The following is a 19,496-nucleotide window of genomic DNA, read 5'->3' on the forward strand; positions in this document are numbered from 1 at the left end:
GGCGCGCTATACGATCCGCTGCCGCGCCTGCACCAGCCCGCCACCACCTGCCGAAATCCGGCCGACCGCCTCACGGATGCCTTCATAGGCGACTGACATCGTATGGCCGTTGGCGTGGATCAACAGCGTGTCATTGACCACAATGGCCACATGGCCACGCCAGAAGACCAGATCCCCACGCTGCAGGCTTTCGCCCGAAACAAGGCCCCTGCCCATGGCCATCTGCATGTCGCTGTCGCCGGGGCAATCGCGCCCGCAGGCATGGAACGCCACCTGAACCAGCCCCGAACAATCGATCCCGAAGCGGGAATTGCCACCCCACAGATAGGGCGTGCCCAAAAGGCTTTCGGCCACCGTCACCGGATCCGGGGCGTGCTGGTCCAGCGCGCGCAGGTGGGTCATCGGCACATAGCCATGCGGCGTGTTCGCCCAGGCCCCCCAGGACCCAACAACCGCCAGCCGTGACCCGATGGACAGGCAGCCCTTTTCAGGCGCTTGCACCACCGGTTCGGAATAAAGATGCGTCGCGGGGGCGGCCACCCAATGCGTGACCTCGGGCCCGCGACCAACGGCTTTTTCCGATATCCAGCCGCAATAGCCATCCCGCACCGATTGCACGAAGACATGGCCCTGATCCCGGTCGATCAGGGTGACATCGGCCCCCAGCAACAACTGCCGGTTCCGCGCGCCGCCGGGTTTGTCCAGCAGATTGGCGATGGGCAGGATGATCTGCGCCGTCTCACCTTCGGTAAAGCGGGCCGTCATCACGCCCTGCAGGGTGGCAAGGGCGATGCGGCCAGAGAACGGGGTCGTGCGCTTGTCCATTACGCGGCCTCCAGCTTCAGCATGGCGGGAAGGGCACACAGAAGGGCCCGCGCGCCTTGGCCCACGCCACCCTTCGGGCGGGCGGGCTGGTCGGTCGGGGTGTGGCCATAGATGTCAAAGTGGATATAGCGCCGGGCATCGACAAAGCGGCGCAGGAACAGCGCGGCAGTGATTGACCCGGCGAAGCCGAAACCCGGGGCGTTGTCCAGATCGGCGATCCCCGGTTCGATCACCGTTTCATAGGCGTCATGCAACGGCATGCGCCAAGCCGGGTCGCAGCCGGCGATTGCCCCAGCCTCCAGCGCCGCGGCAAGGTCGGCGTCATCAGTATAGAAGGGCGCAAGGTCCGGCCCCACGGCCACCCGTGCAGCACCCGTCAGGGTGGCCATCGAGATCAAAAGATCGGTATCCTCTTCGCAGGCCAGCGCCAGCGCGTCGGCCAGCACCAGACGACCTTCGGCGTCGGTGTCGTTCACCTCAACCGTAAGGCCCTTGCGGCTGGTCAGGATGTCCTTTGGTTTCAGGGCGTTGCCCGCAACCACGTTTTCAACCGCCGGGATCAGAACCCGCAGGCGCAGGGGCAGCTTCAGCGCCATGATCATCTGCGCCAGGCCCAGAACGGTGGCGGCACCGCCCATGTCCTTCTTCATCAGGTTCATGCCGGATGAGGGCTTGAGGTTCAGCCCGCCGGTGTCAAAGCACACCCCCTTGCCGACCAGCGTCAGCGCCGGGCCATCCGTGCCCCAGCGCAGGTCGAGCAGGCGCGGCGCGCGCGGGCTGGCGCGGCCGACGGCGTGGATCATCGGAAAATTCTGGTCCAGCAGCGCCTCACCACAGATGGCGCGAGCCTTGGCGCCAAAGCGGTCGGCCAGCCCCATCAGCGCGCCCTCAAGCTCTTCCGGGCCCAGATCCTGCGCGGGGGTGTTGATCAGGTCACGCGTCAGCGCCTCACCTTCCGCCATGGCGATCAGGCGGGCGGCATCGACCCCCTCTGGGCAGACAAGCAGGGGACGGTCCGCCACCTTGCGCCCTGGGCGATAGCGGTCAAAGCGGTAGCCCGCCAGCAGCCAGCCAAGCGCGGCTTCGGTCTTTTCGGGACCCGTCAGGTCGCCAGTCAAGGCCCAATCCCCGGCGGGCAGCGCCGCGACAGCCTTAGCCAGCCCGAACCGCAGCCGCCGACGCGCCTGTGCTGTGCCAAGGCCCACCACGGCTGCGGCCACACCGCCACTGGCATCGGGCAGAACACGGCAGTCGCCCAGACCCGCTTCGAAGCCCGTAGCGCGCAGCCACCCGGCCCAGCCCGCACCCGGCCCCGAAAGGAAAGCGGTCAGATCGTCAGCCTTGACGACATGCAGCGCCCGCGTGTCGGTTGTCGGGCTGGCAAAGGTGAATCTGTGGCTACTGGTCATGCTGGGGTCAATCACTACTGCTACCTGCGGTTCACGTCAGAACAAGTGCAGGAGGAATCCCCTGCGACGCAAGCATAGCATGTTCATCCCCGTAGATTCCCTAAACAAATCCGCCTTATCCAGGCGATTGACCGCCGATGGGGAAGCAAGCGTTCCCGGCGGATAAACCGTTGGATTGCGCCCTGCCTTCGGAAGACAACCTGACCTTGTGCCCCACACCGATTCGCGCCGGTGTTTGCCCCGCCCGGACTGCGGGGAGAGCCGTTTCAGCCAGACAGGTCAGCAACCCCTTCCTCCAGCGACAAGGACCGTTCGGCCACCCGCAACAGCCGGGCCCAGACGGCCGAAAATGCCGTGCTGTCCGCACGCTCAAGGCAGGTTTGCACATCGCCCGCGACCTTGGCAAGGCTGACCAGTCCGATGTCATCCGCCAGCCGTTGCAGCCGTGTCAGATGTCGCGCCAGATCCCGAAGGTCCTGTTCGCGCACCTTTTCCACGATGCCCGCCATCGTCAGCGCCAGTTCCCGCAGCGCGCGCGTCACCATCACCTCCGCCGTCGGGGCGCCAAGGTTACGGTAGATTTCCGCCACCGCGTCCATATCCTGACGAACCACCTCACGGGGGCGCAGCTTGGCCACCTTTGTCATAAAACACCTGTTCATCCACCACTACCCATCCGCCATGCTGGGACCACATGCTGAAGATTTGGTTGTGCCGCATCCGGGCCAATGGGGAATTGTCTCTCGAATTTTCCTTGAATGCCGCTTAGGCAGGTCACGCCAGCCTGCCTTTCAAGACCGAGGCCCACCAGACGAAGGACTGCCCAGATGACCGAGATCCGCCCGCTGCCAACCTATCTGGTCCAACGCTTCCACGGCTGGCGCGCGACGACCTATCAGGACAACCGCGCCTGGTATCGGCGGCTTGCGCAAAGTGGGCAGCATCCCCGCGCGATGGTGATTTCCTGCTGTGACAGCCGGGTGCATGTCACCTCGATCTTTGGGGCGGATGAGGGGGAGTTCTTCATCCACCGCAACGTCGCCAACCTTGTGCCGCCCTACAACCCGGATGGCGAGTATCACGGCACCTCGGCGGCGGTGGAGTATGCGGTGACCTCGCTGGGGGTGGCGCATATCGTGGTGCTGGGGCATTCGAACTGCGGCGGGGTGAAGGGGTGTCACGACATGTGTCGGGGGCACGCGCCGGAGCTTGAGGAGAAGTCGAGCTTTGTCGGGCGGTGGATGGATATCCTGCGGCCGGGGTTTCAGGCGGTGGCGCATCTGCCGGAGGATGAGATCCTGCAGGCGCTGGAAAAGCAGGCGGTGCTGACCAGTCTGGCCAACCTGTTGACGTTCCCTTTTGTGAAAACGGCCGTCGATGATGACCGTCTGACCCTGCACGGGCTTTGGACCGATACGGGTGAGGGCGGGCTGCAGCAGTATGATCCGGCGCGCGACGGGTTTGTCGAGGTGTAGTGTCCCGGGCAGGGACACTGCGTTGAAACAAATGATTCCAATGGGTTGGCTGGGGTCGTTTACCGACTGTTAACGGTTGCCGGGGCCCCTTAGCGCAGCTCCATCCCGTCTGGCCAGCTGAGCGTGTGTTCCAGCGTGATCGTCTGTTTGCCCCCGGCGGCAAGGTCGAATTCCCATGCGAGGATGCCGCGCTGGCCTTCGACGTCTTCTTCGGTCGGCGCGGGGGTGGCGTTGACCGAAATCTCAAGATCATCCTGTTCGGTATAGGGCACCTGATCCAGAAGCCGGACGGGCCACGCTTCATTCCCGGTGTTTTCCACCGTGATGACGGCGCTTTCGGTGCGTTCGTTCGAGGTGGTGAACACGCCCGTCGCACCTTCTGCCGCCCGGGGCATTTCGCGCTTGATGCGCAGGGTTTCCAGCGCGCCAAAGGCGACGTCGGTTTCAACGCCGGGGGCGATCACGTCCAGCCATGTGGTGCCGACAAGAACGCCTTCGCGAAACAGCATTGCCTCACCCGGCAAGAGCGGTTCGTCGCTGGCATTGGTGAAGCTGGCCATGACAAAGGCGGTGCGGTCCATGCGCGGGACGGCGACGGCCTTGACCACGGGCGCGAAGGCAAGGCTGTCAAGCGCCAGCCGCAGGTCTTCGGCACCTGAGGCGACGGTCACCGGGTCGGGGTAGATGTAGACGACGGTATCGCCCTCAACCGCTGCGGCGGCGGTGATCGGGGCGGGGGCGGCTTCCATCACGACCTCGGGCATGGCGTCATCGGAGGCGGTCAGGGACTTGCGGGCCATATCCTCGGCCTCGCCTTCGGGTTCGATCCGGCGCAGGTCGGGCCAGAGGGCAGAGGGGGCTGCCTGCTGGCTGGGGGTGGAGGAGGACAGGGTCAGGGCCACATCAGACCAGTCTTCGCCGGAATATTGTGTGACAAGGACCGACCGACCAAACGCCAGCGCGTCGCCGCCATCGCGCGTCAGGTTCAGGTCGTAGAAGGGCCGCCAGCTGGCCCCACCGATATACTGGGTGACGGTCACCGAATGATCGCCCGCTGCATCGGCGGTGATGGCGACGGCAAGGGCGGTATAGTCCATGTCAGCCGACGGCAGAGCGTCGTAGGCGGCGCGGGCTTTGGCGAGGGTTTCCTGCACCTCCTGCAGTGCTTTCTGGGCGGGGTAGAGGTCGGCGCGGGCGGCAAGGGCGGCCTGCCGCGCGGTTAGGGTTTCAACCCCGATCATCGCGGCCATGGCCTTGACCGTCTCGGGCGTCGCGCCATCCGGCAGCGCGCCGTTGAAGGAGGAGAGGAACCGCACCTGCGCCTCTGCCGCTTCGACCCGTGCCTGCACGGCGTCGAAAGCCAGAAGGGCGGTTTGTTCGGCGGCCTCAAGCCGTTCAACCTCGGCCTTGGCGGCCTGCTGATCGGGTGTCAGCGGGTCTTCACGCGGGGGCAGGCGGTCGGCGCGCAGGTTGAAGGCGCCAAGCTGCAGACCTGCGGCAGGGGCGATCTGGATCAGGCCGGGTTCGCTGTCGGCGGGCAGGTCGGTGATGATAAGGTCATGGCTGCCGGGCGTGGGGGCGGCAAACGTCACCTCACGCGTCAGTTTCGCGCCTTCCGGGTAGACGGTGACGGCGGTGATGCGGCTGGTGGCGGGGATGGTGTCGGCCAGCGCGGGCAGGGCGGTCGAGGCAAGGAGCAGGGTCAGGACGGCACGCATGAACAGGGCCTTTCAGGCTGGGGTTGGCGGCAGGGTAGGTCTGTTCCGGCGGGGCGCGCAAGTCGGGAAACCTGCCGGGGGTGGTTGCCAAGCGTTGCCCTTTGGCGCGCGTCTGAGGCGATGACGGGAAACCTGCACGTCAGGTGTTGCGCCGGTGGTGGGGCGCTGCGACAAGGCAGCCGACCTTGGGAGGGGCTCATGCGTGTAGGGATTGCGGCGCTGGTCTGCGGCTATCTGCTAAGCCAGTTCTACCGGGCGTTTCTGGCGGTGCTGTCGCCGGTCTTGCAGGAAGATCTGGGGGCGACGGCGGCGGATCTGGCCAGTGCCTCGGGCTGGTGGTTCCTGGCCTTTGCGGCCATGCAGCTGCCGATTGGCGAGGGGTTGGACCGCATCGGCCCGCGCCGGACGGCGGGGGGGCTGATGCTGGTTGGCGCAGCGGGGGCGGCGCTGTTCGCGGTGGCAACGGCAATCTGGCAGATCAAGCTGGCGATGGCGCTGATCGGGGTCGGCTGCGCGCCGGTGCTGATGGCCTGCTATTACATCTTCGCGCGCAGCTATGCCCTGGCCTTGTTTGGCACGCTGGCGGGGGTGACGATTGGCGTTGGGTCGCTTGGGAACGTGGCGGCGTCCTTGCCCCTGTCGGCGGCGGTCGAGGTGTTCGGCTGGCGCGGGGCGGTCTGGGGGCTGGCGGGGTTCACGGGCGTCGTAGCGCTGGGGATTCTGGCGTTGGTGCGCGATCCGCCAAGCCTTGTGCGCGAGGAGAAGGGGTCGCTGCTGGACCTGCTGAAGATCCCGGCGATCTGGCCGATCCTGGCGATGATGGCGGTCTGCTACACTCCGGTTGCCGGGCTGAGGGGGCTGTGGGTTGGCCCCTATTTCAGCGATGTCCACGGGTTTGACGCGGGCGAGATCGGGCGGATCAGCCTGTGGATGGGGCTGGCGATGGTGGCGGGCAACTTCGCCTATGGCCCGCTGGACCGCTGGGTGGGCAGCCGGAAATGGGTGATCTTCATCGGCAATGCGCTGACGGTGCTGTGCGTGCTGGGGCTGTGGGCCTTCGCCGATGGGTCGCCTGCGGTGGCGGCTGGGCTGCTGATTGCGGCGGGGCTGTTTGGCGCAAGCTTTCCGATGGTCGTGGCGCATGGCCGGGCATTCATTCCGCCGCACATGATGGGGCGGGGGGTGACGCTGCTGAACCTGTTCGGGATTGCGCCCATCGGGCTGGCGCAGATCGCCACCGGGCGCATCCATGCGGAGACCCCGGCGGACCCCGCCAGTGCGCCCTATCAGGCGGTGTTCCTGTTCTTTGCCGTCACGACGGCCATCGGGTTGGTGATCTACCTGTGGTCGCGCGACCGCACTGACTGAGCCGAAAGCTCGAATCCGCTTCCCCCCGGACCCGCCATAGGCTAACAGCCGCCCGTCCCCGCATGGGGGACGCACAAAGGAGAACCCCGATGGGCTACAAGGTCGTCGTCGCGGGTGCCACGGGCAACGTGGGCCGCGAAATGCTGAACATCCTGGCGGAACGTGAGTTCCCGGTGGACGAGATCACTGCGCTTGCGTCGCGCAAATCCTTGGGCACTGAAGTCAGCTTTGGCGACAAGACCTTGAAATGCAAGGATCTGGACACGTTCGATTTCACCGGCTGGGACATTGCCCTGTTCGCCATCGGGTCGGATGCGACGAAGATCTACGCCCCCCGTGCTGCTGCGGCGGGCTGTGTGGTGATCGATAACTCCAGCCTTTACCGCTATGATCAGGACGTGCCGCTGATCGTGCCGGAAGTGAACGCGGATGCGATCTTTGGCTATACCAAGAAGAACATCATCGCGAACCCCAACTGTTCCACCGCGCAGATGGTTGTGGCGCTGAAGCCGCTGCACGACCGCGCGACGATCAAGCGGGTGGTGGTGGCGACGTACCAATCCGTCTCGGGCGCCGGGAAAGAGGGGATGGATGAGCTTTGGGACCAGACCAAGGCCGTCTACAACCCCGTGCAGGAAGTGCCGCCGAAGAAGTTCCAAAAGCAGATCGCCTTCAACGTGATCCCGCAGATCGACGTCTTCCTGGACTCGGGCGAGACCAAGGAAGAATGGAAGATGGTGGCCGAGACGAAGAAGATCCTCGACCCCAAGATCAAGGTCACGGCGACCTGCGTGCGGGTGCCGGTGTTCGTGGGCCACTCCGAGGCGATCAACATCGAGTTTGAGGACTTCCTCGACTGGCAGGAAGCGCAGGACATCCTGCGCGAGGCGCCGGGGATCATGCTGATCGACAAGCGCGAACCGGGTGGCTACATCACCCCCATCGAATGTGTGGGCGAATATGCGACCTATGTGAGCCGCGTGCGGCAGGACAGCACCATCGACAACGGGCTGTCGCTATGGTGCGTGTCGGACAACCTGCGCAAGGGTGCGGCGCTGAACGCGGTGCAGATTGCCGAACTGCTTGGCCAGAAGTGCCTGAAGAAGGGCTAAGGGTTTCTTAACCTTGCTGTGGAAGGGTCTTGGTCCATGGCCGAGACCCTTTTCCATTGCGATGACGCCCTGTGGCAGCGGTTTGTGGCGCTGTGCCGGGACCGGGATGAGACACCTGGAGCGGTGCTTCGGGACCTTGTCCGGCTGGAGGTGAAGCGCAACGCCGCACGGAAGGCGAAGAGTGACGAAGTCATCGATGAGCGGCTCCTCGTTCGACTTCGTCTTCTCGTCGCGGAGGCTTTGGCAGAGGCTGAAAGCTGGTCAACCTTGCAAGCCGCGCTGCGGCTGCGTGGGCTGCGCTTTGTGGCCTCTGGTGGGGGCCTTGTCCTGACAGACCTCGCGACTGGCAAGCCTCTGGCCAAATCCAGCGATGTCGGGCCGGCCTATCTTGCCCTTGTGCGCCGCTTTGGCGCGGGTTTTCCCGGACATCCGCGCCCCGGGCTTGCGGCCCAGGCCCTCAGGCCGCCAGCGCCACCATCGGACGTTCGCGGATCGGCAGGTGGACAAGCGCGCTGAATGCCCCCACGCCGACGCCAATCCACCAGACCAGCGTGTAATCGCCGTTCAGATCATACATCTTGCCGCCCAGCCAGACGCCAAGGAACCCGCCGATCTGGTGGCTTAGGAACACGAACCCATAGAGCGTGCCCATATAGCGGATGCCGTAGATATGCGCGACGAGGCCCGAGGTCAGCGGGACAGTCGCCAACCACAGCGACCCCATGACTGCCGAGAACACCAGCACGCTGACCGGCGTGATCGGCAGCATGATGAACACGGCTGCCGCGATGGTGCGCCCGACATAGATCCCGAACAGCAGGTATTTCTTGGTGTAGCGCTTGCCCAGCCACCCGGCATAAAGCGTGCCCGCGATGTTGAAGAACCCGATCACCGCGATACTGACCGCGCCAAGGGCCGAGGTCGTGGTGACCCCGATCCCCGCCAGCATCCCGTTCGGGTCGATCGGGCCGCAAAGTTCGGTCACGAAGGCGGGGAAGTGGGCGGTGATGAAGGCAAGTTGATAACCGCAGGAAAAGAACCCAAGGAAGATCAGCGTATAGGTCGGGTCCTTGAACGCCCGGATCAGGACGGTGCCAAGCGACTCCTCAAGCTCTTGTTTCGACGCAAGTTTCGGGCTGCGCAGGAAGGGCAGGGCAAAGAGGGTGGCAAGGATCACCGCGGCGAAGATCACGAAAACCGACTGCCACGGCATGAACCGCAGCAACCATTCGGCCGTGGGTGCGCCGAAGACTTGGCCAGCGGACCCCGCAGCGGTGGCAATGCCCAGCGACATTGACCGGTTCTCGGGGCTGGTGGCGCGGCCGACGATGGCAAGGATGACACCGAAGCCGGTGCCGGCGATGCCGAAGCCGACAAGGATCGCCAGCAGTTGATGCTGGCCGGGTGTCACCGCGTAGGACGACAGGACCAGACCGGCGGCATAAAGGATGGCGCCCCAGATGATCGCCTTGCGGTCGCCAAAGCGTTCGGCCAAAGCGCCAAAGATCGGCTGGCCGATCCCCCAGGCAAGGTTCTGGATCGCGATGGCCATGGAAAAGTCGGCGCGCAGCCAGCCAAACTCGGCCGCGATGGGGATCTGGAACACGCCAAAGCTGGCCCGGACTGCGAAGGAAAACATCAGGATGACGCAGCCGGCGATCAGCACCGGGGTCAGGAGGGGTGTCTTGGTCATCGGCGCGCTCCGGCAGTCAGGCGCGGAAGGTGCGCCCGGGGGCGGGCGCCGTCAAATGGAGAATTGTGATGGATACAGCGGCGTGTCGGTTGCCTGTTTCCTGGGCGATCCGTGGCGGAAGTGCCGCAAATGCCCGGATTATGTGCGGTTTCCTGGGGCGTGCTGCGGTGTGGACCTGTTGCGAGGGCGAAAGGCCGGCTATGCGCGGCTGAGGGTGGAGCGAGGGGGGCATGATGCAGGACTGGTGGCGCGGAGCCGTGACCTATCAGGTCTATCCCCGGTCGTTTCAGGATTCGGACGGGGATGGTGTGGGCGACCTGCCCGGCATCACGCGGCGGCTGCCGTATCTGGCCGACCTTGGAGTAGAGGCGGTGTGGCTGTCGCCGTTCTTCCGCAGCCCGATGAAGGACATGGGCTATGACGTCAGCGATTATTGCGACGTGGACCCGGTCTTTGGCACTTTGGCCGATTTCGACGCGCTGGTGGCACGGGCACATGACCTTGGGCTGAAGATCATCATTGATCAGGTGTTGAGCCACACATCGGACCAGCATCCGGCCTTTGCCGAAAGCCGGGCTACCCGTGTGAACCCCAAGGCGGATTGGTATGTCTGGGCCGATCCCCGGCATGACGGGTCTCCCCCGTCGAACTGGCTGTCGGTCTTTGGCGGTTCGGCCTGGGCCTGGGACGCGCGGCGGAAGCAGTACTACCTGCACAACTTCCTGACCAGTCAGCCGGACCTGAACTATCACAACCGCGAGGTTCAGGACTGGGCTTTGGACACCCTGCGCTTCTGGCTGCGGCGGGGGGTGGACGGGTTTCGCTTCGATACGGTGAACTACTTCTTCCACGACCCCCTGTTCCGCGACAACCCCGCCGACTACCGCGTGAAGGCCGAGGCGGAGGGCAACCCTTATGGGATGCAGTACCACCTGTTCGACAAGAACCAGCCGGAGAATCTGGCCTGGATGGAACGCATCCGGGGCGTGCTGGATGAATTCGGCGCGGCAAGCGTGGGGGAGATGGGCGAAAGCCATCATGCGATCCGGATGATGGGGGAGTACACGGCCCCCGGTCGGCTGCATCAGTGCTATTCGTTCGAGTTGATGGGCTACGACTATTCCGCCGCCTTCTTCCGTGACCGGGTGGAAGGGTTCTTCAAGGGCGCGCCGGATGGTTGGCCGATGTGGGCGTTTTCCAACCATGATGTCGTGCGCCATGTGACGCGATGGGCCAAGCATGGCGTGTCGCAGGACGCCTTGGCCAAGCAGGCGGGGGCGCTTTTGTTGGCGTTCGAAGGATCGGTCTGCCTGTGGCAGGGTGAGGAATTGGGGCAGACGGATACGCCGCTGGCGCTGGAGGAACTGACCGATCCGCAGGGGATCGCCTTCTGGCCGGAACCGGTGGGGCGCGACAATACGCGGACGCCGATGGTCTGGGATGGCTCGGCGCATGGTGGGTTCACGACGGGGACGCCATGGTTGCCGGTGAAGGCTGAGCAGGCGGCACGGCATGTCGAAGGGCAGCTTGGCGCGCAGGGGTCTGTGTTGGAGGCATATCGCGCGATGCTGGCCTTCCGGAAGGCCAGCGCGCTGCGGGACGGGCGGACGCGGTTTCTGGACCTGGGTGAGCCGCTGCTCGGTTTTCAGCGCGGTGACGGGGCGGGGGCGATCCTGTGCCTTTTCAACCTGTCACCCGTGACGCGCACCGTCACGGTTCAGGGCGTGGGAGAAGTGACCGGGCCTTCGGTATCAGCACTGTTGACGGAGGATCGGCTGACGCTGGGTCCGAACGGGGTTGCGTTCCTGACCGTGACGGACTCAGCCCCGGGCGCAGTGACGGTCGCCGACTGACGCGGTCCCGGGCTTGACCCGGGACCTCGTGCCGCGTGTGGTGCAGCGGGCTGGTGGAGGCCCCGGATCAGGTCCGGGGCGTGTTTGTGCGGTCAGAGTTCGGTCCAATGGACCCCGGCTGGCGGGATCGCTACGCCGCCCCATTCCGCCGGGACCGGGTTGTAGTTGAACAGGAAGCGATGCGTCGCGGTATCGCGGCGGCGCAGGCCTTCGGGCAGGGGGTCGGTCTCCACCCCTTCGGCGGCGCAGGCGCGGTGCAGGATGCGGGTCAGGGCCTGATCGTCGGGCCAGCCCGCCAGATAGTGCAGGCGACCGGAGGATACGAGCGCGGGCCAGCCATCCTCGGCCATCTCGGTCACGGTTGCCGTCGCTTCAAGCTTTTCGCGCCAGTGCAGAAGGTTGCCGCCTTCGGCCAGCGGGACGGGCACATCGGGCGGCAGGCTTTCGACGCGGATGACCTTTGCGTCGAGGCCCGGCAGGTTGGGTGGCAGAGGGACGGGGATCGCGAAGTTCTCGGTCTTGGAATTGGTGCGGGGGCCAAGGATCGCCGTGCCCTGATGCGCGGCGAGGGCGGCTTTCAGGGGCTCAGACAGGGTGAAAAGTCCGGGGGCGAGGACCAGCTTGTAGGCGGACAGGTCAGCCGTATCGGACGGCAGGATGTCCACATTCAGGCCAAGGCGGCGGAGGCCTTTGTAGATGTGGAACACCAGCCAGAAGTAGCTGAAGCTGCGGCCCTGCGGCTGAATTTCCCACGCCCAGTCCGAGGCATAGTCGAAGATCAGCGCGACATGCGCCTGCGCGGTGCCCACGTCCGGCATCTTGGCCAGTTCACGCGCGACCTGTTCCGCCTCGCCAAAGGCCTGCGCGGGGGCAGAGTCGGGGCGCAGAAGGCCCGCGTGCATCTGTTCCTGCGCGAAGGGGGCTTGGCGCCAGCGGAAGTAGCAGACCGCTTCGGCCCCATGGGCAAAGGCCTCCCACGCCCAGAGGCGGGCCATGCCGGGCAGGGGGTCGGGGTTGTAGGGCGCCCAGTTCACCGGGCCGGGCTGTTGCTCCATGATCCACCAGCGGCCCCTTCCGACGGCGCGGTAGAGGTCGTGGTGGAAGGCCTGAAAGTCCGGGTCACCTTGGCGCACGAAGCGCAGCTTGTGGTCGGCCGGCGCGGGGATACGGTCGGAGAGGAAGCCGAGCGGGTAGCTGTCCCAGCTTGCGATATCAAGGTCAGCGCCGGTGGCGAAATGGTCAAACTCCGTCACCGCGCCCATGTAGTTGTGCGCGATCGGGGCGGGGGAGTGTTTGCGGATGATGTCGGTCTGCAGGCGGTTGAAGCTGACCACCTCGTCTGAGGCGAAGCGGCGGAAGTCCATGACGTGGGACGGGTTCGGTTCGGTTACCGTCAGGTTCGGCAGGCCGATGTCACTCCAATCGCTGTATTCCATCGACCAGAACACGTTTCCCCAAGCGCGGTTCAGGGCATCCGGCGACTGGTATTTCTGCGCCAGCCAGTTGCGGAAGGCGGATTTGGCGGCGTTGGAATAGCTGAGCGTGGTGGCGTGGCAGGCATATTCGTTGTCGGTCTGCCAGGCGGCGACATGCGGGTTCTTCCCGTAACGCTCGGCCATTGCAGAAACGATCTTGGCACACTCGGCGCGGTAGCCGAGGTGGGAGAAGCAGTAGTGGCGGCGCGACCCGAAGCCACGGGGTTTGCCATCCTTGTCCAAAGCCAGCATGTCGGGGTGGCGGTCCAGCATCCAGCGCGGCGGGGTGGCGGTGGGGGTGCCGAGGACAACCTTGAGCCCATGATCGCCCAGCGTCTGAATCGCGCGGTCCAGCCAGGCCCAGTCATAGGTGCCGGGGGTGGGTTCCATCCGGCTCCACGCGAATTCGCCGATGCGGACCCAGGTCAGGCCAAGGGCGGCCATGCGGGCGGCATCCTCGGCCCATTGGGTTTCGGGCCAGTGTTCGGGGTAGTAGCAGACGCCTAGTGTGCGTTTCAAAGGATCACCTGATGTTCTTTCTGCCCCGTGGCGATGCCCCGGGCCATGAAGGTCTTGCCGGCCTGCGGGTTGGCCGCTTTCGCGGCGGCATCCATGCCTTGCAGGGCGCTGGTGCAGTACAGCGTATCGCCCCCGAAGGCCGGGCATGAGGTGTGGGGCGCGTCGAAGCTGATCGCGTGGAGGAACTGGCCGTCCGGCGCATAGGCGGCAACGCGGGCAGCGCCCCATTCGGCCAGCCACATGACGCCGGTCGTGTCGATTACGGCACCGTCGGGATTGAGGCCTTGGGCGGTCAGGTCAAGGTAGACCTGCGGGTCGCCTTTGGGCCAGCCGTGGCTGTCCAGCGCCACACGCATGACGCGGCTGGTTTCGGTGTCCGAGAAGCAGGCGCTTTTGCCATCGGGGGCAAAGGAGATGCTGTTGGAAATGGCGATGGGCGCGAAGAGCTTGCGCAGCTCCCCCCGGTAGAAGCGGTAGATCGCGCCTTTGGCGGGCAGGCCGCCGCCATGGGCCTTGCCCAGCGTGCCGATCCAGAAGCCGCCCTGCGGATCGGCGCGGCCGTCGTTGGAGCGGTTGTCGGGAAGGTCCGCCTCTAGTGCTGCGATCAGGGTCTTGGTGCCGGTTTCCAGATTGAAGCGGTAGAGGCCGGATTCCGAGCCGATCAGCAGTTCGTCCTGGCTGACCCAGCCGGCCGCCGACACCATCTCGTCCATCGGCCATTCCTGCGGGCCTGCGTTGGTGCGGGACAGCATGCGTTTGCCGGTGATGTCGAACCAGATCAGCTGCTGGCGCAGGGGGTGCCAGAGCGGGCCTTCGCCAAGCTGGCAGGGGCGGTCGTCAAAGACGGTGGCGGCGTGGGTCATCGGAACGCCTCATCATGGGCGGCGATAATGGCGGCGGCGCGGGTGGTGATCTCCTCCGGCGTGGTGCCGGGGGTGTAAAGGGCAGTGCCGATGCCGAAGCCGGACGCCCCGGCGTTCACCCATTGGGCGAAGTTTGCGGGGCCTGCGCCGCCTACGGCGTAGACCGGGGTGGTTTTTGGCAGGACGGCGCGGATTGCCTTGAGCCCGTCAGGGCCGATAAGCGACGCGGGGAAGATCTTCAGGCCCGTTGCCCCGGCCTGAATGGCGGCGAAACATTCGGTGGGGGTCATCACGCCGGGCCAGCTGGCCATGCCGCGGGCGCGGGTGGCCTTGATGACCGCGGGGTCGCAGTTGGGCGACACGATCAGGGTGCCGCCTGCTTCCTGCACTTGCGCGACGTCTTCGACGGTCAGGACGGTGCCGGCGCCAACCTCAGCCTCGGGACCAAGGGCTTTGGCCATGGCGGCGATCGACCGGAACGGATCGGGGGAGTTCAGCGGAACCTCGATCCGGGTGATCCCGGCGGCGACGAGGGCCCGGGCCACGGGCACCGCGTCATCGGGGGTGATGCCGCGCAGGATGGCGATGAGGTTGCGGTGCGTCATCTGGCGGCCTCGGTCTGAAGGGCAAGGCTGGACAGCCCGGCAAGGGTGCAGTCGGTGACGGACAGGCTGTGGGCGTCCACCCCTTGGGATTTCAACGCGCGGGCGTAGGCGTTTGACAGCCGGGATGCGCCGACAAGGGTGACACGCTGGCCCAGCCAGTAGGGGCGGGCAGCGGCAAGTTCGGTGCCGATCAGCAGACCCGACAGGCGGGCGCGGGCGGCGGCGGGGGTCAGGCCCGCGATCAGGCCTTCGGCGCGGAGCGAGAACAGCCGCGCGCCAAGGCGTTCGGGGCGGGAGAGGGCATCTGACACGGCGGCGTCGAAGGCGGTGTCGTCCCAGCCATCGCCCTGCATCCCGTGGCGCAGGACCGACTGTTCGGACAGAAGGGCAAACATCTCACCCGTCATGAAGGTCTGGAAGCTGACAACCTCACCCGCTGAAATCTGCGCCCATTTGGAGTGGGTGCCCGGCAGGCAAAGGATGCCGTCATAGCCCGGCATCAGGGACAGCGCCCCGGCAATCTGGGTTTCCTCGCCGCGCATCACGTCTGCCGGGGTGGTCTGCTTCAGGCCCGGGGCGATGTGGACGGTCAGGCGCGGGTCTGTGGTGGGGGCGGTGACCTGTGCGGCGGGGGCAAGGGGCGTGCAGGGGACAGTGCGATAGGGCGCCTCGACCCACCCCTGGCGGCTGCCGACCATGCCGCAGGCAAAGATCGGGACGGGACCGCGGTCCAGCCATGGGTCGATCAGGCGGAGGAGGGCGGGTTCGAACCCGTCGCGCGTCAGTTTGCCCATGCCGTCGTCGGATTGGACCTCAGCCAGCACACGGCTGCCGTCCATCGCCCAGGCGCGGAGGTTGGAGGTGCCCCAGTCCACCGCGATCCATGTGGGGGTGATCTGCGCTGCAGTCATGCTGCGATGAACCCCCCGTCAAGGACCAGCGTCTGCGACGTCATCATGCGTGAGGCGTTGGAGGCGAGGTAGAGAACCGCGCCGGAGATGTCGGCGGGTTCGATCGGGTCGGGCAGGCATTGCTTTGCCAAGTGGTTGGCAAGGCTTTCGGGGGTGACCCAAAGTTCCTTCTGGCGGTCGGTCAGCACCCAGCCGGGGGCGATGGCGTTGACGCGGATGCGGTCTGGGCCAAACTCACGCGCCAAGGTGCGGGTCAGGCCGACGATGCCCGCGTTGGCGGTGATGTAGGCGGCGTAGCCCACATCGGCCATCATGAAGCTGATTGAGGAGAAGTTGATAATGCTGCCGCCACCTGCGGCCTGCATGCCGGGGATGACGGACTGACAGGCGAAGAAATAGGACCGCAGGTTCACGGACATCGACCAGTCCCAGAAGGCCTGATCGGTTTCCAGCGTCTTGTGGCGTTGGTCGTTGGCGGCGTTGTTGACCAGAACGGTGATCGGGCCGTGGACCTTGGCCGCCGTCGAAAGCGTCAGTTGCAACTGGTCGGTGACCGAGATGTCGCAGGGCAGGAACAGTGGGCGGTTGCCGGTGGCCTGTTCCATCGCGTCACAGAAGGGCGTGGCGTCCGAGCGTTGGCAGAAGGCCACCTTGGCGCCTTGGCGCAGGAAGGATTCCGTCAGCGCGGCACCGATGCCGGAGCCGCCGCCGGTGATGAAAACCGACTGGCCGTGCAGGTCGGGGAAGGTGGGGTCGGTCATAGTCGGGTTCCTTCGACGACCCACATCGTGGCGGGCCATGCCACGGGGAGCAAGAGGCCGCGTGTCATCAAGGCTTGGCCGGTCAGCGTCAAGGGGGTGGTTTTGAGCGCCGTCGCCCCGCGAGACTGGCGGGGGGCGTCTTCGGGGTTGATCAGGGTGACCGAGTAGCGGGCAGCAGGGTCAAGCCCGGTCAGCCGCAGTGGGCGCGGCAGGATCTGGCGGCTGGTGGTCGCTTGGCCCGCGAAAGTGACGAAGCGGTGGCCGTCCTTGGCAAGCTGGAGTTCGGCGGTCACGGCGGGATCGTCACTGTCCAGCCGGTGGATGGTGCCTTGCAGCGTCCAGTCGCGGTTGTCCTTCCACCAGCGGGTGACTTTCGCCAACGTCAACGCCTCATCCTCGGTCAGTTCGCGCAGATCCATCTCGAACCCCATATGGCGCTGGGCGGCGACCCAGGCGCGGAAGGCCATGGGCAGGACCCGGCCCGAGGTGTGGCAATGGCGCGGGCCGACGTGGGAACCGGTGACGGCGGCGGGAAGGAAGAGGGCCGCGTCATGCTGGATGCGCAGGCGTTCGAGGGCGTCGTTGCTGTCGGAAAGCCAGACACGATGGGTATGGGCGAGGATGCCTGCATCGATCCGGCCACCGCCGCTGGCGCAGGATTCGATCTCAACCGTCGGATGGGCTGCGCGGAGGCGGGAGAGCAGGTCGTAGATGCCGTGGGTCTGGGCCACATCGACCACGGGCAGCAGGCGGTTATGGTCCCATTTGACGTAGTCGATGGGGTATTCGGTCAGGATGGCGGAGACTTGGTGAAAAAGGTTTTCACGCACCTGTGGCAGGGCGAGGTTCAGGACCATCTGGTTGCGGCCGGTGATCTGGTCCGCTGGGCCCAGCAGCCAGTCCGGGTGGGCGCGGTAGAGGTCGGAGTTGGGGTTGATCATCTCAGGCTCGAACCACAGGCCGAAGGTCATGCCGAGCGAATGGATATGGGCGATCAGGGGGTGCAGGCCATCGGGCCATTTGGCGCGGTCGATGGTCCAGTCGCCAAGGGACGTGGTATCATCGTCGCGCTTGCCGAACCAGCCGTCGTCCAGAACGAACCGCTCTGCGCCCAAGGCGGCGGCGCGGGTGGCGATTTCGGCGAGGGTGTCGAGCTTGTGGTCGAAGTAGACGGCTTCCCAGCAGTTATAGTGCACGGGGCGGGGGCGGGCGGGGTCGGGCCATTGCACAACGCGGTCGCGCAGGTCTTGCTGCAGGGTGGCAGCGATGCCGTTCAGGCCGGTGGTTGAGCACGCGGCGATGACCTCGGCCGTTTCGAAATGGGTGCCGGGGGCGGTTTCGGCCCCAAGGGGCGCGCCAAACTGGATCTGGCGGCGGCCGTCGGGCAGTTCCTCGGCCACCATGCGGTGCCCGCCGGACCAGGCGTAGTGGAGCGCGAGGGCGTGGCCTTGGGTGTTGGTGCAGCCCTGACCGGCGAGGATCAGATAGGGCGGGTGTTCGTGGCCCGACCGGCCTGTGCGGGATTCGCGCTGGCGGATGCCGGGGGACCAGGGGGTGCGGATCAGGTGAAACTCGCCGATCCATTTGCCGTGGATGTCGATCATCTCGCCCTGTTGGGGCGCTGGCAGGACGGGGGCGGCAAGCCAGTGGACGCGGATTGGGGCGTCAGATTGCAGCGTGGTCTTCAGGGTGATGACGCCCGTGGGGTGGGCGGTCAGGTGATGCGACAGGGTCAGACCATCGGCGCGGCTGATGAGGGTCAGGCGGCCCAGGGACGCCTCGGCACGGTCGAAGGTGAAGGCGGGCGCAAGGGGCGTGCCGTCGACTTGTGCCAGAAGATGCCCCGGCTGGCCTTGGAAGGCGCGGCCGGGTTCGGGGGAGAGGGACAGGGCGGGCAGCCGGTCCAGCATTCCGCCGGTGATGTCGTTCGCTTGCGCAAGGGCAAGCTGGGCAAGGTCTTCGTCCATCGGCAGGGACGGACCCCACCAGATCACCTCGGGGATACCGCCCGAGGTGGCCAGGGCGATGGTCTGGCCGCCCGCATCAATCCGCCAGTGCATTACTTCACCGCCCCCAGGGTGAGGCCGGCGATGAAGTGCTTTTGCATCAGGAAGAACATCGCCACTGGCGGCAGGGCCGCGAGGATCGACCCGGCGCTGACCAGATGCCACTGGGCGATCCACTGGCCATTGAGCGACGACAGGCCTGCCGTGATCGGCTGGCTGTCGACGCCTTGCGTCAGGACGGTGGCCCAGAAGAAATCATTCCAGATGAAAGTGAAGACCAGCACGCTGAGGGCCGCGATGGCCGGGCGCATTAGAGGCAGGACGATGTACCAGAAGATGCGCCATTCGGTGACGCCTTCGACGCGGGCGGCCTCGATCAGCTCATAGGGCAGGGCCTTGATGAAATTGCGCATGAAGAGGGTGCAGAAGCCGGTCTGGAAGGCGATGTGGAAAAGGGCGAGGCCGTACCAGGTGTCATACATGCCCAGTTGCAGCGTCATGTCGCGGACAGGGACCATCAGGATCTGGAAGGGCACGAAGTTGCCGGCGACGAACATGAAGAACACCAGGATGTTCGCGCGGAACCCGTAGACCGCCAGCGCAAAGCCGGTCATCAGCGAAAGGCTGACGGCCCCGATCACCGTGGGGATCGTGACCCAAAGCGAGTTCACCATGTACTGCCCGATGGGCGTTTCTGTGAAGATGAAGACGTAATTTTCCCACGCGATGCCGGAGGGCATGCCGAAGTAGTTGCCCTGTGCAAGGTCGGACGCCGGGCGAAGCGACGTCAGCGCGACGCCGAGAAGCGGGAACAGCCAGAGCAGAAGCGCCACCGGAAGGGCGATGGTGTAAAGCCACTGTGCGCCGGTGCCGGATTGCTGGATGGGACGTGGGAACATGGGG

The 19,496-nt window shown here is 65.7% G+C and carries 17 protein-coding genes; 5 read left to right on the top strand and 12 right to left on the bottom strand.

Going from position 1 to position 19,496, the window contains the following annotated elements; genetic code table 11:
- Positions 1-6: 6 nt before the first annotated feature.
- The 3 genes from EI545_RS13640 to EI545_RS13650 form a co-directional block, all read right to left on the bottom strand.
- Positions 7-825: a C40 family peptidase gene (locus tag EI545_RS13640; RefSeq protein WP_125325981.1), complete on the bottom strand. Its 819-nt coding sequence runs from the start codon at positions 823-825 to the stop codon at positions 7-9.
- On the bottom strand, positions 825-2,234 hold the full coding sequence (locus tag EI545_RS13645; protein ID WP_125325982.1) for a leucyl aminopeptidase family protein: 1,410 nt from the start codon (positions 2,232-2,234) through the stop codon (positions 825-827). Before EI545_RS13645 ends, EI545_RS13640 begins: the two co-directional genes overlap by 1 nt.
- A gap of 266 nt (positions 2,235-2,500) precedes the next feature.
- Entirely contained in the window at positions 2,501-2,881 is a 381-nt protein-coding gene (locus EI545_RS13650) for a hypothetical protein (protein ID WP_125325983.1), read from the bottom strand.
- A 180-nt stretch (positions 2,882-3,061) separates the two neighbouring features.
- On the opposite strand from EI545_RS13650, the gene EI545_RS13655 reads away from it, so the two are divergent.
- Positions 3,062-3,709: a carbonic anhydrase gene (locus tag EI545_RS13655; RefSeq protein ID WP_125325984.1), complete on the top strand. Its 648-nt coding sequence runs from the start codon at positions 3,062-3,064 to the stop codon at positions 3,707-3,709.
- Between the two features lie 89 nt (positions 3,710-3,798).
- Here the strand turns inward: EI545_RS13655 and EI545_RS13660 are convergent, their stop codons facing one another.
- The gene (locus EI545_RS13660) at positions 3,799-5,427 is read right to left on the bottom strand and encodes a DUF4139 domain-containing protein (protein WP_125325985.1); all 1,629 of its coding nucleotides are present in this window, start codon (positions 5,425-5,427) and stop codon (positions 3,799-3,801) included.
- A 198-nt stretch (positions 5,428-5,625) separates the two neighbouring features.
- Between EI545_RS13660 and EI545_RS13665 the strand changes: the two genes are divergently transcribed.
- From EI545_RS13665 to EI545_RS13675, 3 genes are all read left to right on the top strand, one after another.
- A complete protein-coding gene (locus tag EI545_RS13665; RefSeq protein WP_125325986.1) occupies positions 5,626-6,795 on the top strand; it encodes an MFS transporter in 1,170 nt (389 codons plus the stop codon).
- Positions 6,796-6,884: 89 nt separating this feature from the next.
- Positions 6,885-7,907: an aspartate-semialdehyde dehydrogenase gene (locus EI545_RS13670; protein WP_125325987.1), complete on the top strand. Its 1,023-nt coding sequence runs from the start codon at positions 6,885-6,887 to the stop codon at positions 7,905-7,907.
- 36 nt (positions 7,908-7,943) lie between these two features.
- On the top strand, positions 7,944-8,423 hold the full coding sequence (locus EI545_RS13675; protein ID WP_125325988.1) for a hypothetical protein: 480 nt from the start codon (positions 7,944-7,946) through the stop codon (positions 8,421-8,423).
- Here EI545_RS13675 and EI545_RS13680 read toward each other — a convergent pair.
- On the bottom strand, positions 8,365-9,600 hold the full coding sequence (locus EI545_RS13680; protein WP_125325989.1) for an MFS transporter: 1,236 nt from the start codon (positions 9,598-9,600) through the stop codon (positions 8,365-8,367). The genes EI545_RS13675 and EI545_RS13680 overlap by 59 nt on opposite strands.
- Before the next feature lie 233 nt (positions 9,601-9,833).
- Between EI545_RS13680 and EI545_RS13685 the strand changes: the two genes are divergently transcribed.
- Positions 9,834-11,453 carry an alpha-amylase family glycosyl hydrolase gene (locus tag EI545_RS13685; RefSeq protein ID WP_125327505.1) on the top strand — a complete coding sequence of 540 codons (1,620 nt, stop codon included), beginning with the start codon at positions 9,834-9,836 and terminating at the stop codon, positions 11,451-11,453.
- Between the two features lie 92 nt (positions 11,454-11,545).
- On the opposite strand, the gene EI545_RS13690 is transcribed toward EI545_RS13685, so the two are convergent.
- From EI545_RS13690 to EI545_RS13720, 7 genes are read right to left on the bottom strand one after another with little or no spacing between them, the layout of a single operon-like run.
- Positions 11,546-13,447, bottom strand: a complete 1,902-nt coding sequence (locus tag EI545_RS13690) for a beta-galactosidase (protein WP_125325990.1) — start codon at positions 13,445-13,447, stop codon at positions 11,546-11,548.
- Entirely contained in the window at positions 13,444-14,310 is an 867-nt protein-coding gene (locus tag EI545_RS13695) for an SMP-30/gluconolactonase/LRE family protein (protein WP_125325991.1), read from the bottom strand. The genes EI545_RS13690 and EI545_RS13695 overlap by 4 nt, the downstream gene beginning before the upstream one ends.
- Complete coding sequence (locus EI545_RS13700; protein ID WP_125325992.1) at positions 14,307-14,915, bottom strand: 2-dehydro-3-deoxy-6-phosphogalactonate aldolase; 609 nt, start codon at positions 14,913-14,915, stop codon at positions 14,307-14,309. Before EI545_RS13700 ends, EI545_RS13695 begins: the two co-directional genes overlap by 4 nt.
- A complete protein-coding gene (locus EI545_RS13705) occupies positions 14,912-15,826 on the bottom strand; it encodes a 2-dehydro-3-deoxygalactonokinase (RefSeq protein ID WP_125325993.1) in 915 nt (304 codons plus the stop codon). The genes EI545_RS13700 and EI545_RS13705 overlap by 4 nt, the downstream gene beginning before the upstream one ends.
- Positions 15,823-16,587 (bottom strand): SDR family NAD(P)-dependent oxidoreductase, encoded by a 765-nt coding sequence (locus tag EI545_RS13710; RefSeq protein WP_125325994.1) that lies wholly within the window; start codon positions 16,585-16,587, stop codon positions 15,823-15,825. The genes EI545_RS13705 and EI545_RS13710 overlap by 4 nt, the downstream gene beginning before the upstream one ends.
- A complete protein-coding gene (locus EI545_RS13715; RefSeq protein ID WP_125325995.1) occupies positions 16,584-18,647 on the bottom strand; it encodes an alpha-galactosidase in 2,064 nt (687 codons plus the stop codon). The genes EI545_RS13710 and EI545_RS13715 overlap by 4 nt, the downstream gene beginning before the upstream one ends.
- Positions 18,647-19,492, bottom strand: a complete 846-nt coding sequence (locus EI545_RS13720; protein WP_125325996.1) for a carbohydrate ABC transporter permease — start codon at positions 19,490-19,492, stop codon at positions 18,647-18,649. The genes EI545_RS13715 and EI545_RS13720 overlap by 1 nt, the downstream gene beginning before the upstream one ends.
- Positions 19,493-19,496: the final 4 nt, after the last annotated feature.

The sequence above is a fragment of the Tabrizicola piscis genome (assembly GCF_003940805.1).
GTDB classification, from domain to species: Bacteria; Pseudomonadota; Alphaproteobacteria; order Rhodobacterales; family Rhodobacteraceae; genus Tabrizicola; species Tabrizicola piscis.

Coding starts and splice junctions, on each gene's coding strand:
- EI545_RS13640 (WP_125325981.1), bottom strand. CDS start 825: ATGGACAAGCGCACGACCCCGTTCTCTGGCCGCATCGCCCTTGCCACC.
- EI545_RS13645 (WP_125325982.1), bottom strand. CDS start 2,234: ATGACCAGTAGCCACAGATTCACCTTTGCCAGCCCGACAACCGACACG.
- EI545_RS13650 (WP_125325983.1), bottom strand. CDS start 2,881: ATGACAAAGGTGGCCAAGCTGCGCCCCCGTGAGGTGGTTCGTCAGGAT.
- EI545_RS13655 (WP_125325984.1), top strand. CDS start 3,062: ATGACCGAGATCCGCCCGCTGCCAACCTATCTGGTCCAACGCTTCCAC.
- EI545_RS13660 (WP_125325985.1), bottom strand. CDS start 5,427: ATGCGTGCCGTCCTGACCCTGCTCCTTGCCTCGACCGCCCTGCCCGCG.
- EI545_RS13665 (WP_125325986.1), top strand. CDS start 5,626: ATGCGTGTAGGGATTGCGGCGCTGGTCTGCGGCTATCTGCTAAGCCAG.
- EI545_RS13670 (WP_125325987.1), top strand. CDS start 6,885: ATGGGCTACAAGGTCGTCGTCGCGGGTGCCACGGGCAACGTGGGCCGC.
- EI545_RS13675 (WP_125325988.1), top strand. CDS start 7,944: ATGGCCGAGACCCTTTTCCATTGCGATGACGCCCTGTGGCAGCGGTTT.
- EI545_RS13680 (WP_125325989.1), bottom strand. CDS start 9,600: ATGACCAAGACACCCCTCCTGACCCCGGTGCTGATCGCCGGCTGCGTC.
- EI545_RS13685 (WP_125327505.1), top strand. CDS start 9,834: ATGCAGGACTGGTGGCGCGGAGCCGTGACCTATCAGGTCTATCCCCGG.
- EI545_RS13695 (WP_125325991.1), bottom strand. CDS start 14,310: ATGACCCACGCCGCCACCGTCTTTGACGACCGCCCCTGCCAGCTTGGC.
- EI545_RS13700 (WP_125325992.1), bottom strand. CDS start 14,915: ATGACGCACCGCAACCTCATCGCCATCCTGCGCGGCATCACCCCCGAT.
- EI545_RS13705 (WP_125325993.1), bottom strand. CDS start 15,826: ATGACTGCAGCGCAGATCACCCCCACATGGATCGCGGTGGACTGGGGC.
- EI545_RS13710 (WP_125325994.1), bottom strand. CDS start 16,587: ATGACCGACCCCACCTTCCCCGACCTGCACGGCCAGTCGGTTTTCATC.
- EI545_RS13715 (WP_125325995.1), bottom strand. CDS start 18,647: ATGCACTGGCGGATTGATGCGGGCGGCCAGACCATCGCCCTGGCCACC.
- EI545_RS13720 (WP_125325996.1), bottom strand. CDS start 19,492: ATGTTCCCACGTCCCATCCAGCAATCCGGCACCGGCGCACAGTGGCTT.